The organism is Nocardioides aestuarii, from assembly GCF_039527245.1.
Classification (GTDB): Bacteria; Actinomycetota; Actinomycetes; order Propionibacteriales; family Nocardioidaceae; genus Nocardioides; species Nocardioides aestuarii.
This window is the reverse complement of the sequence record NZ_BAAAJT010000003.1, coordinates 350,393-364,852: the sequence shown is the minus strand read 5'-3', so window position 1 is coordinate 364,852 and position 14,460 is coordinate 350,393. Positions and strand designations below refer to the sequence as shown.

The window sequence follows — 14,460 nt, the reverse complement described above, 5'->3', positions numbered from 1 at the left end:
GCTAGCCTCCCTGTCATGCCGACCGGACCCCTCATGATCATCGGCGGCGCGGAGGACAAGCTGCACAAGCGCTCGATCCTCCGGGAGTTCGTCGCTGCCAGCGGCGCCGCCGACGCCCGCATCGCTGTCGTTCCCACCGCGTCCTCGATCGGCGCCGAGGTGAGCGGCGTCTACGACGCGCTCTTCCGTGCCCTCGGCGCGGCCGACGTCGTGACCGTGGCCCCCGACTCCCGCGAGGAGGCCCACGACCCGGAGCTCGTCGCGCGGCTCGACCGGAGCACCGGCGTCTTCATGACCGGCGGCAACCAGCTCAAGCTCTCGGCGATCGTGAGCGGTACGCCGGTCGGTGACGCGATCGTCGCCGCCCACGAGCGCGGCGCCGTCGTCGCGGGGACCTCTGCCGGCGCCAGCATCCAGTCGTCCTACATGGTCGCCTTCGGCGGACCCGGCAGCACCCCGAAGCAGCGGATGACCCAGGTGGCGGCCGGGCTGGGCCTGCTCGACGGGACGGTCATCGACCAGCACTTCGACCAGCGCAACCGCTACGGCCGGCTGCTGATGATCGTGTCCCACTCGCCGCAGCTGCTCGGCCTCGGCGTCGACGAGGACACCGCAGCCGTGGTCAGCGACGAGGGTGGCTCCCGGGTGATGCGGGTGCTGGGCAAGGGGTCGGTCACGGTGCTCGACCCGGCGCGGATGACGACCAACGCCTACGAGGCGAAGCGGTCGAGCCCGTTGCTCGCCAGCGGCGTGGTCCTCCACGTGCTCCCCGAGGGGTCGGTCTTCGACCTCGACGCCCGCGCGCTCGTGCCCCAGGTGAGCGCCGTCGACCCCGAGGACGCCGCCGAGCTGGCCGAGGCCCAGCGCGACCTGCGGCGGATGGCTCGCGACATCGCGGCCTCCGACGTCTCCCCCACGACCCTCCGACGCCGGCAGGCACGCACCCGTCGGCAGACCACCCCCGAGCCCACCACCGATCCCCTGGACGGAGCCCGACAGTGAGCGAACGCCCCACCCCCGACCTGTCCATCCTCGAGACCCGCGTCTACCGCGGGGCGAACGTCTGGTCCTACGAACGGGCGATCCACCTCGTGGTCGACCTGGGGGTGCTGGAGAAGTTCCCCACCAACACGCTGCCGGACTTCACCGACACGCTGCTCCAGATGCTCCCGGGCCTGCGCGAGCACTCGTGCTCCCGCGGCCGCAAGGGCGGGTTCGTCGAGCGGCTCCACGAGGGGACGTGGCTCGGCCACGTCGCCGAGCACTGCGCCCTCGCCCTCCAGCAGGTCGTCGGCCACGACATTCGCCGCGGCAAGACCCGGCAGGTGAAGGGCCGCGAGGGTGTCTACAACGTCATCTACGGCTACGTCGACGAACAGGTCGGCCTCGCCGCCGGACGGCTCGCCGTACGCCTGGTCAACCACCTCGTCGAGGGTGACCCCGACTTCGACTGGGACGACGAGCTCGAGGCCTTCATCAAGCGCGCCGAGCGCACGGCGTTCGGCCCGTCGACGCAGGCGATCGTCGACGAGGCGGTCTCGCGCGACATCCCGTGGATCCGGCTCAACCAGCACTCCCTCGTCCAGCTCGGACAGGGCGTCCACGCCAAGCGGATCCGCGCCACCATGACCTCCGAGACCTCCTCGATCGCGGTCGACATCGCCTCCGACAAGGACCTCACGACGCGCCTGCTCGGCGCAGCCGGACTCCCGGTGCCGAAGCAGGACTCGGTGCGCACCGTCGACCAGGCCGTGTCGGTCGCGAAGCGGATCGGCTTCCCCGTCGTGGTCAAGCCGCTCGACGGCAACCACGGCCGCGGGGTCTGCCTCGACCTCCAGGACGAGGACGCCGTGCGCGAGGCGTTCCCGGTCGCGCAGGAGCAGTCGCGCCGCGGATGGGTCATCGTCGAGTCGTTCGTGACCGGCAAGGACTACCGCTGCCTCATCATCGACGGCCGGATGGTCGCCATCGCCGAGCGCGTGCCGGCCCACGTCGTCGGTGACGGAACCTCGACCGTCGAGGAGCTCGTCGAGCTCACCAACGCCGACCCGCGCCGCGGAGTCGGCCACGAGAAGGTGCTCACGCGGATCAAGGCCGACGCGGCCGCCGAGGAGGTGCTGGCGGGTCAGGGCCACACGCTGACGTCGGTGCCGTCGGAGGGCGAGATGGTGAAGCTGGCGCTCACCGGAAACATGTCGACCGGCGGCATCTCCATCGACCGCACCTTCGAGGCCCACCCGGAGAACGTCGAGATCGCCGAGGAGGCCGCGCAGATGATCGGCCTCGACATCGCGGGCATCGACTTCATCTGCCCCGACATCACCGAGCCGGTCCGCGAGACCGGCGGCGCGATCTGCGAGGTCAACGCCGCTCCCGGGTTCCGGATGCACACCCACCCGACCATCGGTGAGCCGCAGTTCATCGCCAAGCCGGTCGTCGACATGCTCTTCCCACCGGGTGCCACCGCACGGATCCCGATCGTGGCGGTCACCGGCACCAACGGGAAGACGACGACGTCGCGGATGATCTCCCACGTCTTCAAGGGCATGGGTCGCAAGGTCGGCATGACCTCCACCGACGGCGTCGTGATCGACGAGCGGCTGCTGATCCGTGCCGATGCCTCCGGCCCCCGCTCGGCGCGGATGGTGCTCCAGAACCCCCGCGTCGACTTCGCGGTGTTCGAGGTCGCGCGCGGCGGCATCCTCCGCGAGGGTCTCGGCTACGAGCGCAACGACGTCGCCGTGGTCCTCAACGTCCAGCCCGACCACCTCGGCATGCGTGGCATCGACACCGTCGAGCAGCTCGCCGACGTCAAGGCCGTCATCGTCGAAGCGGTGCCGCGCACAGGTGCTGCCGTGCTGAACGCCGACGACCCGCTGGTGCGGGAGATGCGGCGTCGCTGCAGCGGCGAGGTCGTCTGGTTCTCCATGGAGGAGCCCGGCAGCGAGGTGCGGGAGATGATCGAGGCCCACTGCCGGCGGGGCGGCAAGGCGCTCGTGCTCAACCCGTCGGACCGCGGCGAGATGATCGTGGTCAAGCACGGTCGGCGCGAGATGCAGCTTGCCTGGACCCACCTGCTGCCCGCCACGTTCAGCGGCCGGGCGCGGATGAACGTCCAGAACACGCTGGCGGCTGCTGCGGCTGCCTTTGCCGCAGGGGCTCCGCTCCACGACATCCGTCAGGGTCTCCGGACGTTCTCGACGAACTACTACCTCTCCCCCGGCCGCCTCAACGAGGTCGAGGTCAACGGGGTCAACGTCATCGTCGACTACTGCCACAACGCGCCCGGCATGAAGATGCTCGGCGACTTCGTCGACCGGGTCGGCGAGTCCCTGTCCTCCTCCCACGACCTCGCCCGGCCCTCGCGCATCGGGATCATCTCGACCGCCGGCGACCGGCGGGACGCGGACATGCGCGAGCTCGGGGAGGTCGCGGCCCAGCACTTCGACGTCGTGGTGGTGCGCGAGGACGAGGCCCTGCGCGGACGTGCCCGGGGGGACGTCGCCGAGCTGGTCCGCGAGGGCGTGCAGACCGCCATCGACGCCGGCGCCCGCTGCAAGCAGGTCGAGGTGGTGCTCGAGGAGATCGACGCCGTCCGCCACGCCATGAGCCGGGCCAACAAGGGCGACCTGCTCGTCGTCTGCGTCGACAAGCACGGCGCCGTGATGGCCGAGCTGGAGAACTGGTCCAACCAGGCGTACGCCGGTGCCGGCGCCAGCCCCGACGCCCCCGCCGCTGACCCCGACTACACGCCCTCCGAGGGCTGAGCGGGTCCACGAGGTGCCGGTGCGGGCGCCACGGTCTTCGTCCGCTCCCCGAGGAGGAGGACCCCCAGACCACCGGCTAGCGAGGCCACCGCGGTCACGAGCACCGCTCGGTGCCAACCGTCGACCAGGGCGGCGGCGGTGACGGCGCCCGTCGGCGCAGCGACGACCGAGACCAGCGTGACCCCCACGGCCGAACCCAGGTAGCGCGCCGTGTTGTTGGCACCGCTGCCGAGCCCGGCGCTCCCGGGCGGGACGCTGGTGGTGCTCTCGCGCCCCATGGCGGCGTTGAGGACCCCGGTGGCGACGCCGGCGACGAGCAGTCCCGGCACGAACGCCCCGGGGCCACTGTCGGTGGACACGCCCAGCAGCCACAGCTGGCCCGCGGAGACGACCACCAGCGCTCCGGCCATGCGGGACCGCCCCGACCATGCGTCCGGCAGCCGTCGGGCAGCGACGGCCGTCACGACGCTGGGCAGCGACCACGCCAGCATCAGCCACGCGGCAGTCGTCGCCGGCACGGAGAGCGCTGCGCCGACGAAGCCCGCCAGGTAGGACATCAGCGCGATGATCCCGGCACCCGTGGCGAGGCCGGCCACGTTCACGGCGGCGAACGCCGGACGCCGCAGCAGCGTCAGGTCGAGCATCGGGTGGTCCGACCGGAGCTCGACGACCACGAAACAGGCCATCAGGGAGACCCCCAGCACGAGCAGCAGGACCGGGAGCGGCCGGTCCCATCCCTGCCGTCCCTCGGTCAGCCCGGCGAGGGCGGCGCCCGTCCCCACTGCGAGCGAAGCCACGCCCGGCAGGTCCAGCCGAGCCTGTCCTCCGCTGCGTGAATCGGGGCAACCCCGGGCTGCCACCGCCAGCGCGAGCGAGGCGAGGAGCAGCACCAGGTAGACGTCGCGCCACGAGTGCAGCAGACCGAGGTAGTTGCCCAGCAACGGGCCGACAGCGATACCGGCGCCGACGCTGGCCCCCCAGAGACCGGTGGCTCGCGCACGATCGGTCGGTGCCGGGTGCTCTGCGGCGATCATGCCGAGGCCCGCCGCGACCACCGCCGCGCCGCCGACGCCGGAGATGATCCGGGCCACCACGAACGTGACGACGCCCGGCGCCACGGCAGCCGCCAGCGACGACAGCCCGAGCACCAGGCAGCCCACGACGAACCAGCGCCGACGACCGTAGTCGTCGGCGAGACGCCCCGCCGTCAGCAGGAACGCCCCCAGGCCGATGCTCATCGAGCTGAGCACCCAGGTGCCGCCCTCGGGTCCGGCCCCGAGTCCGGCCACGGTCTGGGTGAACCCGGCTAGGGGAGCCGTGAACGCCACCAGCACCGCCACCGTGCCGAGCGAGGCCGTGGCCAGCGTGCGTCGTGCCGACACGAGGACATCCTTTTGGTTCGATGACTAGACCAAATGAAGGTAGCATGGACTCATGGCACTGGGCACCGACTACCCGCGGCAGGACTGCGGCGTCGCCCGCGCCCTCGAGCTGGTCGGCGAGCGCTGGACGCTGCTGGTGCTGCGCGACTGCTTCCTGGGCGTGCGTCGCTTCAGCGACTTCCAGGCACACCTCGACATCTCCCGGGGGGTCCTGGCGCAACGTCTCGATGCCCTGGTGTCGTCCGGTCTGCTCGTCCGGGTCGGCAACGGCCACCCGTCCTACGTGCTCACGGACGCCGGTCTCGGCCTGTGGCCCGTGCTCCACTCGCTGGCCCGCTGGGGCGACGAGCAGACGACCGGAGGCCGCTTGCGTCGCACCTGGCACCACGCGGGCTGCGGCGAGCTGGCCCGCGACGGGCGGTGCCGGTCCTGCGGCGAGACGCCGGGCCCCGCCGACGTCGAGACCCGCCCCGGACCCGCCGCCGACCCCGGGCTCCGCGACGACCCCGTGTCGCAGGCGCTGCGCCTCCCCCGCCGGCTCCTCGAGCCGCTGCCGCTGCGCTAGTCGCGGGCGGCGCGGACCTTGTCCGCGAGCGTCTCCGGGGCGTCCGATGTCGCGCCGTGGTCTCCGAGCCAGCGGTAGACCGCCGCGCGCTCGGCGTGGCACATCAGGCCGACGACGTCGCCCGGCAGCGCCTGGGCAACCAGCGCCTCGAGGCCCGCGACCTCGGTCTCGTAGGACGCCACCTCCGTGACGCCGACGTGCTCGGCGCCTCGACGCATCAGCGCGTCGAGCTGGTCGCGCGTCCGGCCGCGGAGGTACTTCTCCTTGTGGCAGATCGCCAGCACGTCCGAGGCCATGGCACCGATCTCGCCGAGCCGGACGATCAGGTCGTCCTGCCGGTCGCCGACCGCGCCGAGCCCGAGCAGCAGCCGCGCCCCGGGTCGGCGTACGCCGTTCATGATCTCCAGCAGCGCCTCGAGACCCGCCTCGTTGTGGGCGAGGTCCACGACCACCGTGACCTCACCGATCGAGAAGACGTTCATCCGACCCGGGTTGTGCTCCGCGTCGGGCTTGAAGGTGCGCAGCCCCTCGATCACCGACCCTCGGGGAACACCGACCGCAAGCGCGGCGGAGGCGGCCGCCAGGGCGTTCTCGACGTTGAAGTGCGACAGCCCGGACAGCGTCATGGGCACGTCGACCAGCTCGATCAGCGGATCCGGGTCCGACCCTGCGGTCAGCACGCAGAGCCAGCCGTCGATGACCGTCGTCGCGCGTCCGCCGGCCGAGAGGGTCTCGCGGACCGCGGGCGAGTCGGGGTCGCGGGAGAAGACCCAGGGCTGGGCCTTGACCACCGAGCGCATCGCGTAGACCCGAGGGTCGTCGGCGTTGAGGACCGCCCAGCCGTCCTTGCGGGTGATCCGCGGGACCACCGACTTCACCTCGGCGAGCTGGTCGACCGTGTCGATCCCCTGGAGGCCGAGGTGGTCGGCCGAGACGTTGGTGACGACCGAGACGTCGTTGCGGGTCAGCCCGATGCCCTTGAGCAGGATGCCGCCGCGGGCGGTCTCGGTCACCGCGAGCTCGACCTCGTCATGGGCGAGCACCCGACCCGCGCCACTCGGGCCGGAGTAGTCGCCGGCCTCGACCTGGCGGCCGTCGATGTAGATGCCGTCGGTGTTCGACCACCCGACCACGCGACCGTCCGTCCGGCCGATGTGGGCGACCATCCTGCTCGTGGTCGTCTTGCCGTTCGTGCCCGTGACGGCCACGACCGGCACGCTCGGCGTGATCGTGGTCGGCCCCTCCCCCGGTGTGGCGTCACGCACCTGCTCGGCGGCCCGGGCCACGGCCGTCTCGACGTCGTCGGTGGGCAGGGCGTCGAGGACGTCGGCGACGGCGTGGCCCATCACCTGTGCGCGGGCCCGGCGTCGCCACGGGAACGCGACGACGATCCGGTGGGGGTCGCTCGTCGGGCGCACGCGGACGGCGAGCCGCGCCGTACCCCCCTCGGCCGCGACGGTCCTCACCAGCCGGGCCACCGCCCGGGTGGCGAACCGCTGGCGGAACCCGCTGTCCGGCTCACCCGGCCGCGCGTCGCTGATCCCGATCCGGCGGGCGAAGCGCTCGACCGTCGCGGTGGGCGCCTCGGCCAGTCCGGTGATGTCGAGGGTCAGCTTCACCGCTGCCCGCGGGAAGTAGAGGTTCGGCCCCTCCAGAATGCGCAGCTCGACGAGTGAGGTCACCGCGGCACGCTATCGGAGCCGCGACGAGCGCGCCTCGTGTGCCTCAGCGTGCGCCAGAGCGCACGTCGAGGCACACGCCGCGATCCGTCAGGCGCCCATCGCGTGGAAGCCGCCGTCGACGTGGACGATCTCGCCCGTGGTGGCCGGGAAGAAGTCGGAGAGCAGCGCGCACACCGCCCGGGCGGTGGGTTCCTGGTCGGTGTTGTCCCAACCCAGCGGCGCCCGCGTCGACCACATGTCCTCGAGCTCGGCGAAGCCCGGGATCGCCTTGGCAGCGAGGGTGCGCAGCGGACCGGCGGAGACCAGGTTGACGCGGATCCCGTCGGGACCGAGGTCACGGGCGAGGTAGCGGGAGGTGGACTCCAGGCCCGCCTTCGCCACGCCCATCCAGTCGTAGGCGGGCCACGCGGTCGTCGCGTCGAAGGTCAGACCCACGACGGACCCACCCCCGCTCATCAGCGGCCGGCAGGCGACCGCGAGGGACTTGAGGGAGTAGGCCGAGACCTGGACGGCCTGGGCGACGTCCTCCCACGGTCCGTCGAGGAACTTGCCGCCCAGCAGGGTCTCCGGGTTGCCGTAGGCGATCGAGTGGACCACACCGTCGAGGTGGTCGGTGTGCTCGCGCACCGCCGCCTCGAGCCCGGCGAGGTGCTCGGGGTCGGTCACGTCGAGCTCGAGCACCGGCGGCTCGCTCGGGAGCCGCTTGGCGATGCGCCTGGTGATCCCGAGCGCGCGGCCGAAGTTGGAGATCAGGACGGTCGCGCCCTGCTCCTGGGCCACCTTCGCGGTGGCGAAGCCGATCGAGGAGTCCATCGTGACCCCCGCGACGAGGATCGTCTTGCCGTCGAGCAGTCCAGTCATGTCAGTGCCCCATTCCGAGTCCGCCGTCGACCGGGATCACGGCTCCGGTCACGTAGCCGCCGTGCTCGCCGGTCAGCCAGGTGACGGCTGCGGCGATCTCCTCCGGGGTGCCGTAGCGCTGCAGCGGCACCTGCTGCTTGATCGCGTTCTTCTGGTCGTCGCTCAGCACCGCGGTCATGTCGGTGTCGACGAAGCCGGGGGCGACCACGTTGGCGGTGATCGACCGGGAGCCGAGCTCGCGGCTCAGCGAGCGCGCCATGCCGACGAGGCCGGCCTTCGAGGCCGCGTAGTTGACCTGGCCCGCCGAGCCGAGGAGCCCGACGACCGAGGAGATGAAGACGATCCTTCCGCGGCGCAGTCGCAGCATCCCCTTGGCCGCGCGCTTGGCGAGCCGGAAGGAGGCCGTCAGGTTGGTGTCGATGACCCTCGACCAGTCGTCCTCGCTCATCCGGAGCAGCAGCGTGTCGGCGGTGACGCCGGCGTTGGCGACCAGGACCTCGACGGGCCCGTGCGCCTCCTCGACCTGCGTGAACGCCGCCTCGACCGCGTCGGGGTCGGTGATGTCGCAGGTGAGGTCGAGGGCACCGTCGGGGCCGCCACCGCTCCGGCTGGTGACGGCGACCTTGTCGCCCTGCGCGAGGAAGGCCTCCGCGATGGCGCGGCCGATGCCGCGGTTGCCACCGGTGACCAGGACAGATCGGGGTTCTGGGCTCACGGTCGTCGACGCTAGTGATTACCGATGCGTACGCCGAACCGCCTCACTCGTCCTCGAGCCGGAACCCGACCTTCATCCCGACCTGGAGGTGCTCCACGGTGCCGTCCTTGACGTGCCCGCGGATCTCGGTGACCTCGAACCAGTCGATGTGGCGCAGGGTCCGGGCCGCGCGCTCGATCCCGTTCTTCACGGCCTGGTCGATCCCGTCGGGCGACGTCCCGACGATCTCGGTGACGCGGTAGGTGCGGTTGGACATGCGGGCTCCTGGGGGTCGGTCCGGACGGTCCCGGCAGGGACGTGGGTTTGCGATCGTAGCGACGTAGGCTGGGGATCATGCCGCACGACGACGGCGCCATCCGGATCACGACCGCGTCCTCGAGCCGCCACGAGGACATCGCGGCGCGCCAGCGTCGCTATGTCCTGTCGATGTCGCTGCGCACCGTCTGCTTCATCGGGGCCGTGATCGCCGACGGCTGGCTGCGGTGGGTGCTCGTCGCCGGCGCGGTCCTGCTCCCCTACCTCGCCGTCGTGATGGCCAACGTGTCGACCACGAAGTCCGACGGCTTCGACCTGACTCACGGACCATCCGGTCGGCGCGAGCTGCCTGAAAGCACTGGATCCGAAGGAATCGGCGGATCCGACCGCATTTGACTAATTAGGTCCCGACACCGCACACTTCTGGCGAACTGTGTCTCCCCCGTCGCAGTTCATCGCGGCGCCGGTGGCCTTTGTGGCCCCGGCGCCGCGCCCGTTCCCGCAGGTGGGAGCATGGCCCGGTGAGTGACGAGGCCCCCCTGACCTGCAGCGCCAAGGGCTGCACGGCGGACGCCGTCTGGGCGCTCCAGTGGAACAACCCGAAGCTGCACACGCCGGACCGTCGCAAGGTCTGGCTGGCCTGCGACGAGCACCGCGCGAGCCTCGGCGACTTCCTGGCCTCGCGCCGGTTCCTGCGCGAGGTCGTCCCCGCCGCCGAGGGCGAGGCGAGGTAGGTCCCTACCCGCCGATCGCCGACATCGGCCGGTCGGGCTGGAGGAAGGTCGGGTCGTCGATGCCGTGGCCGGCCCGCTTCCCGCGCATCGCGGTCACCCAGCGCTCGGCGAGCTCCTCGTCGGTGGCGCCGGCCCGCAGGGCGAGCCGCAGGTCGGACTCCTCGCGCGCGAACAGGCAGTTGCGGACCTGGCCGTCGGCGGTGATCCGCACCCGGTCGCAATCGCCGCAGAAGGGACGCGTGACCGAGGCGATGACGCCGACGGTGGCCGGTCCGCCGTCGACGGTGAACAGCTCGGCCGGGGCGCTGCCCCGCGGCTCGGACGCGGGGGTGAGCGTGAACTCGCGCTCGAGCCTGGTGAAGATCTCGTCGGCGGTCACCATCGCCGCCCGGCTCCAGTCGTGCTGGGCGTCGAGCGGCATCTGCTCGATGAACCGCAACGCGTAGCCCTCGGCGATCGCCCACCGCAGCAGCTCGGGCGCCTGGTCGTCGTTGACACCACGCAGCAGGACGGCGTTGATCTTGACCGGGGTGAGGCCGTGGGCGCGAGCCGCCGCCAGTCCGGCGATCACGTCGTCGAAGCGGTCGCGTCGGGTGATGGTGTGGAAGGTCTCGCCGCGGACCGTGTCGAGGCTGACGTTGACCCGGTCGAGGCCGGCGTCGGCGAGGGCCGCGGCCGTGCGCTCGAGCCCGAGCGCGTTGGTGGTGAGGCTGACGTCGACGCTGGGGTCGATGGCCTTCGTACGCCGGACGATGTCGACGAGACCGCGGCGCACGAGCGGCTCGCCGCCGGTGAACCGGACCTCGCGGACGCCGACGCGGCGCACGCCGATCTGGATGAGGCGCACCACCTCGTCGTCACTCAGCACGTCGTCGTTCGGCAACCAGTCGAGCCCCTCGGCCGGCATGCAGTAGGAGCAGCGCAGGTTGCAGCGGTCGGTCAGCGAGACACGGAGGTCGGTCGCGACTCGTCCGTAGCGGTCCTCGAGCGGTGTGATCTGCACCCTGTCGAGCATACGGCCGTGGCGGGCACCGCGGGGCGGCGACCGCCCGACGGATAGCCTCACGGCGTGCGTTCGTGGGGCTTCCTCGTCAGTCGCCGCTGGATCCTCTTCGCGATCACGGTGGCGCTCCTGGCGTGGGCGGCCTGGTGGCTGGGCGAGTGGCAGTTCCACCGGCTCGAGGACCGCAAGCAGCGCAACGCCATCGTCGAGCGCAACGAGCAGGCGCCACCGGCCGAGGTCGGCGACGTGATGCCGCTCGACGGCGAGGTCGCCGAGACCGACGAGTGGCGGATCGTGACCGCGACGGGCGAGTACGCCGTCGACGACACGATCATCGTCCGCTACCGCACCCGCGACGGCGCACCGGGAGTCGACGTCGTCGTCCCTCTCGTCGTCGACGACGGCGGAACGGTGCTCGTCGACCGGGGATGGCTCCAGACCGACGCACGCGAGGTGACCGCTGCCGACGTGCCCTCACCGCCGTCGGGGACGGTCACCGTGACGGGCTACGTGCGTCGCAACGGCACCGGCGACAGCACCGCGGTCACCGACCAGTCGACCCGGGCCGTCTCCAGCGAGCAGATCGGCGAGGCGCTGGGCGTGGAGCTGCACGACGGCTTCGTCGACCTGGCGTCGGAGGAGCCGGCTCCCGACACCTCCCTGGCACCGCCCGAGCTGCCGGAGCTCGACAACGGTCCCCACTTCTTCTACGGGCTCCAGTGGTGGTTCTTCGGGGTGCTGGCCGTCGTCGGATTCGGCTACCTCGCGTGGGACGAGCGTCGCGGCGGCCGCGGCGGCCGCCGGTCAGAGGGCCCGCAGCATCCCACCGTCGACCGGGAGCATCGCGCCGCTCACGAATGACGCGGCGGGCGAGAGCAGGAAGGTGGCCGCGCGCCCGAACTCCTCCGGCTCTCCCTGCCGTCCGAGCGGGATGCTCGCGACGGCGCGCTGCCGGTTGCCGTCGGGGTCGCCGCTCGCTGCATCGAGCTCGGCGAGCCGGTCGGTGCCGACCCGGCCGGGCAGCAGCCCGTTGACCCGGATCCCGCCAGGTCCCAGCTCGTCGGCCAGCGACTTGGCCACCATCGCGAGCCCGGGCCGGAGCCCGTTGGAGATCGCCAGGTTGCCGATCGGCGCGCGGACGCTGCTGGACAGCACGAACGCGAGCGCACCGCCGGGGGGCAGCTCGGCCCCGATCTCACGGCCGAGCCGGACGGCGCCGAGGAAGACCGAGTCGAACGCGGCGGTCCACTGCTCGTCGGTGACGGCCAGCGTGCCGCCGGGAGGGGGACCGCCCACGGAGATCAAGGCCCCGTCGACCCGGCCCCACGTGTCCCGCGCCGCGGACAGCAGCCGCGCGGGCGTCGCCGGATCGGCGTTGTCGGCGACCACGCCGACGGCCTGCTCCTCCCCCAGCTCGGCAACGGCGTCCTCCAGCGACTCCGGGGACCGCCCGGAGAGCACCACGCGCGCCCCCTCGGCGACGAGGCAGTCGGCCGTGGCGCGGCCCAGCCCGCGGGCGCCCCCGGTGACGAGGAAGACGCGGTCGGCGAGGTCGAGGTCCATCCCTCGACCCTAGCGAGACCCGTGCCCGCGTCAGGTCGTCGCGACGTCCTCGAGGAACTGGGTGCGGTAGAGGTCGGCGTAGAGCCCGCCCTCGGCGAGCAGCTCGGCGTGGGTGCCGCGCTGGACGATGCGGCCCTCCTCGAGGACCAGGATCGTGTCGGCGTTGCGGACGGTCGAGAGCCGGTGGGCGATGACGAGCGAGGTGCGGCCCGCGAGGGCGGCGTCGAGCGCGCGCTGCACCGCCACCTCCGACTCGCTGTCGAGGTGGGCGGTCGCCTCGTCGAGGACGACGATGGCCGGTGCCTTGAGCAGCAGCCGCGCGATCGCCAGGCGCTGGCGCTCGCCGCCGGACAGTCGGTAGCCGCGGTCACCGACGACGGTGTCGAGGCCGTCCGGCAGGCCCCGGACGAGCGTGGCGACCTGGGCGGCTGACAGGGCCTCCCACATCTGCTCCTCGGTGGCGTCGGGCCGCGCGTAGTGCAGGTTGGCCGCGATGGTGTCGTGGAACATGTGGGCGTCCTGGGTGACGTAGCCGACGACGTCCTCGAGCGACTGGAGCGTCACCTCGCGCACGTCGCGGCCACCGACGAGGACGGCCCCCTCGCCGGCGTCGTAGAGCCGCGCGACGAGGTGGGTCACCGTCGTCTTGCCCGCACCGGACGGCCCCACGAGAGCGACCATCTGACCCGGCTCCGCCCGGAAGCTGATGTCGTGGAGGACCTCGCCGGTGTCGCGCGACTCGGCGCGGGCCACCGTCTCCAGCGAGGCGAGCGAGATCTCGTCGGCGCGGGGGTAGGTGAAGGAGACCGACTCGAACTCGAGCGACGACGCGTCGCGCGGCAGCGCGGTCGCACCCGGCTTCTCCTGGATCGTCGACGGGAGGTCGAGCACCTCGAAGACCCGCTCGAAGCTGACCAGCGCGGTCATGACGTCGATCCGGACGTTGGACAGGCTCTGGAGCGGCCCGAGGAGCCGGACCAGCAGCGTGCCGAGGGCGAGCAGCTTGCCGATGCTGAGGTCTCCGTCGATGACGAGGTGACCGCCGACGCCGTAGACGATCGCCAGGGCCAGCGCCGGCACCAGCAGCACCGCGGCCATGAAGATCCGGGTCATGAAGGCGATCCGGACCCCGAGGTCGCGCACCCGGCCGGCCTTGGCGGCGTAGAGCGCGTCCTCGGTGCGGCGGTCGCCGAACAGCTTGAGCAGCATCGCGCCGCCGACGTTGAACCGCTCGGTCATCGCGTTGCCCATGTCGGCGTTGCCGTCCATCTGCTCGCGCGTCAGGGCGGCCAGGCGGCCGCTGACCCAGCGGGAGGTCAGCAGCAGGATCGGGAAGAGCAGCAGGCACAGCACGGTCACCTGCCACGACAGCGCCACCATCGTGATGCCGACGACCACGACCGACACCGAGCTGGAGACGGTGTTGGACAGCGTCGAGGTGAAGGCACGCTGGGCGCCGATCACGTCGTTGTTGAGCCGCGACACGAGGGCCCCGGTCTGGGTGCGGGTGAAGAACGCCAGCGACTGCCGCTGGACGTGGCCGAAGACGCGCGTCCGGAGGTCGAGGATCAGGCCCTCGCCGATCCGGGAGGAGAGATAGCCGCCGGCCACGGACAGGGCGGCGCCGACGACGGCCACGACGGCCATCAGCAGCGCCAGCACGGTCACGAGGCCGGAGTCGCCGCCGGTGATGCCGTCGTCGACCAGGCGCTGGATCAGCAGCGGGTTGGCGACGACCAGCAGCGAGTCGAGGACGGTGACGACCAGGAAGAACGAGATGGCGCCCCGGTGGGGCCCCGCGAAGCCGAGCACGCGGCGTACGGTCTCGCGCGCGACGCGCTGGCGGCCCGCCTCGCGGTCGGTCCGCATGTGGCGCCAGGCCGGTCCCATCCCCATCGACAGCGACACCCAGCCACTCCTCTCACCCGGCGTT

General features: G+C 72.1%; 14 protein-coding genes. 6 read left to right on the top strand and 8 right to left on the bottom strand.

All coding sequences use genetic code 11. From position 1 onward, the window contains the following. Positions 1 to 15: 15 nt before the first annotated feature. Both ABD091_RS19320 and cphA read left to right on the top strand, forming a co-directional pair. Positions 16 to 1,002 (top strand): cyanophycinase, encoded by a 987-nt coding sequence (locus ABD091_RS19320; RefSeq protein WP_343921668.1) that lies wholly within the window; start codon positions 16 to 18, stop codon positions 1,000 to 1,002. Next, entirely contained in the window at positions 999 to 3,767 is a 2,769-nt protein-coding gene (gene cphA / locus ABD091_RS19315; protein ID WP_343921667.1) for a cyanophycin synthetase, read from the top strand. Before ABD091_RS19320 ends, cphA begins: the two co-directional genes overlap by 4 nt. Here cphA and ABD091_RS19310 read toward each other — a convergent pair. Next, complete coding sequence (locus ABD091_RS19310) at positions 3,746 to 5,149, bottom strand: MFS transporter (protein ID WP_343921666.1); 1,404 nt, start codon at positions 5,147 to 5,149, stop codon at positions 3,746 to 3,748. The genes cphA and ABD091_RS19310 overlap by 22 nt on opposite strands. A 52-nt stretch (positions 5,150 to 5,201) precedes the next feature. Between ABD091_RS19310 and ABD091_RS19305 the strand changes: the two genes are divergently transcribed. Beyond that, complete coding sequence (locus tag ABD091_RS19305) at positions 5,202 to 5,714, top strand: winged helix-turn-helix transcriptional regulator (RefSeq protein ID WP_343921665.1); 513 nt, start codon at positions 5,202 to 5,204, stop codon at positions 5,712 to 5,714. On the opposite strand, the gene ABD091_RS19300 is transcribed toward ABD091_RS19305, so the two are convergent. The 4 genes from ABD091_RS19300 to ABD091_RS19285 form a co-directional block, all read right to left on the bottom strand. Continuing rightward, on the bottom strand, positions 5,711 to 7,396 hold the full coding sequence (locus ABD091_RS19300) for a Mur ligase family protein (protein ID WP_343921664.1): 1,686 nt from the start codon (positions 7,394 to 7,396) through the stop codon (positions 5,711 to 5,713). The genes ABD091_RS19305 and ABD091_RS19300 overlap by 4 nt on opposite strands. Before the next feature lie 87 nt (positions 7,397 to 7,483). Next, entirely contained in the window at positions 7,484 to 8,257 is a 774-nt protein-coding gene (gene fabI, locus ABD091_RS19295) for an enoyl-ACP reductase FabI (protein WP_343921663.1), read from the bottom strand. Between the two features lies 1 nt (position 8,258). Next, positions 8,259 to 8,972, bottom strand: coding sequence for a beta-ketoacyl-ACP reductase (locus tag ABD091_RS19290; RefSeq protein WP_343921662.1), 714 nt, complete (start codon positions 8,970 to 8,972; stop codon positions 8,259 to 8,261). 43 nt (positions 8,973 to 9,015) lie between these two features. Next, a complete protein-coding gene (locus tag ABD091_RS19285; protein WP_343921661.1) occupies positions 9,016 to 9,228 on the bottom strand; it encodes a dodecin in 213 nt (70 codons plus the stop codon). A 77-nt stretch (positions 9,229 to 9,305) separates the two neighbouring features. On the opposite strand from ABD091_RS19285, the gene ABD091_RS19280 reads away from it, so the two are divergent. Together ABD091_RS19280 and ABD091_RS19275 are read left to right on the top strand one after the other, a co-directional pair. Continuing rightward, a complete protein-coding gene (locus tag ABD091_RS19280; protein ID WP_343921660.1) occupies positions 9,306 to 9,623 on the top strand; it encodes a DUF3099 domain-containing protein in 318 nt (105 codons plus the stop codon). A gap of 125 nt (positions 9,624 to 9,748) precedes the next feature. Beyond that, positions 9,749 to 9,961, top strand: coding sequence for an acetone carboxylase (locus ABD091_RS19275; protein ID WP_343921659.1), 213 nt, complete (start codon positions 9,749 to 9,751; stop codon positions 9,959 to 9,961). Positions 9,962 to 9,965: 4 nt separating this feature from the next. Here the strand turns inward: ABD091_RS19275 and moaA are convergent, their stop codons facing one another. Next, the gene (gene moaA, locus ABD091_RS19270) at positions 9,966 to 10,976 is read right to left on the bottom strand and encodes a GTP 3',8-cyclase MoaA (RefSeq protein ID WP_343921844.1); all 1,011 of its coding nucleotides are present in this window, start codon (positions 10,974 to 10,976) and stop codon (positions 9,966 to 9,968) included. Positions 10,977 to 11,030: 54 nt separating this feature from the next. Here moaA and ABD091_RS19265 point away from each other — a divergent pair, with 54 nt between their 5' ends. Then, on the top strand, positions 11,031 to 11,825 hold the full coding sequence (locus ABD091_RS19265; protein WP_343921658.1) for an SURF1 family cytochrome oxidase biogenesis protein: 795 nt from the start codon (positions 11,031 to 11,033) through the stop codon (positions 11,823 to 11,825). Here the strand turns inward: ABD091_RS19265 and ABD091_RS19260 are convergent. Both ABD091_RS19260 and ABD091_RS19255 read right to left on the bottom strand, forming a co-directional pair. Next, positions 11,769 to 12,527, bottom strand: a complete 759-nt coding sequence (locus ABD091_RS19260; RefSeq protein ID WP_343921657.1) for an SDR family oxidoreductase — start codon at positions 12,525 to 12,527, stop codon at positions 11,769 to 11,771. The genes ABD091_RS19265 and ABD091_RS19260 overlap by 57 nt on opposite strands. A gap of 30 nt (positions 12,528 to 12,557) precedes the next feature. After that, positions 12,558 to 14,417 carry an ABC transporter ATP-binding protein gene (locus ABD091_RS19255; protein WP_379190184.1) on the bottom strand — a complete coding sequence of 620 codons (1,860 nt, stop codon included), beginning with the start codon at positions 14,415 to 14,417 and terminating at the stop codon, positions 12,558 to 12,560. Between the last annotated feature and the right edge of the window lie 43 nt (positions 14,418 to 14,460).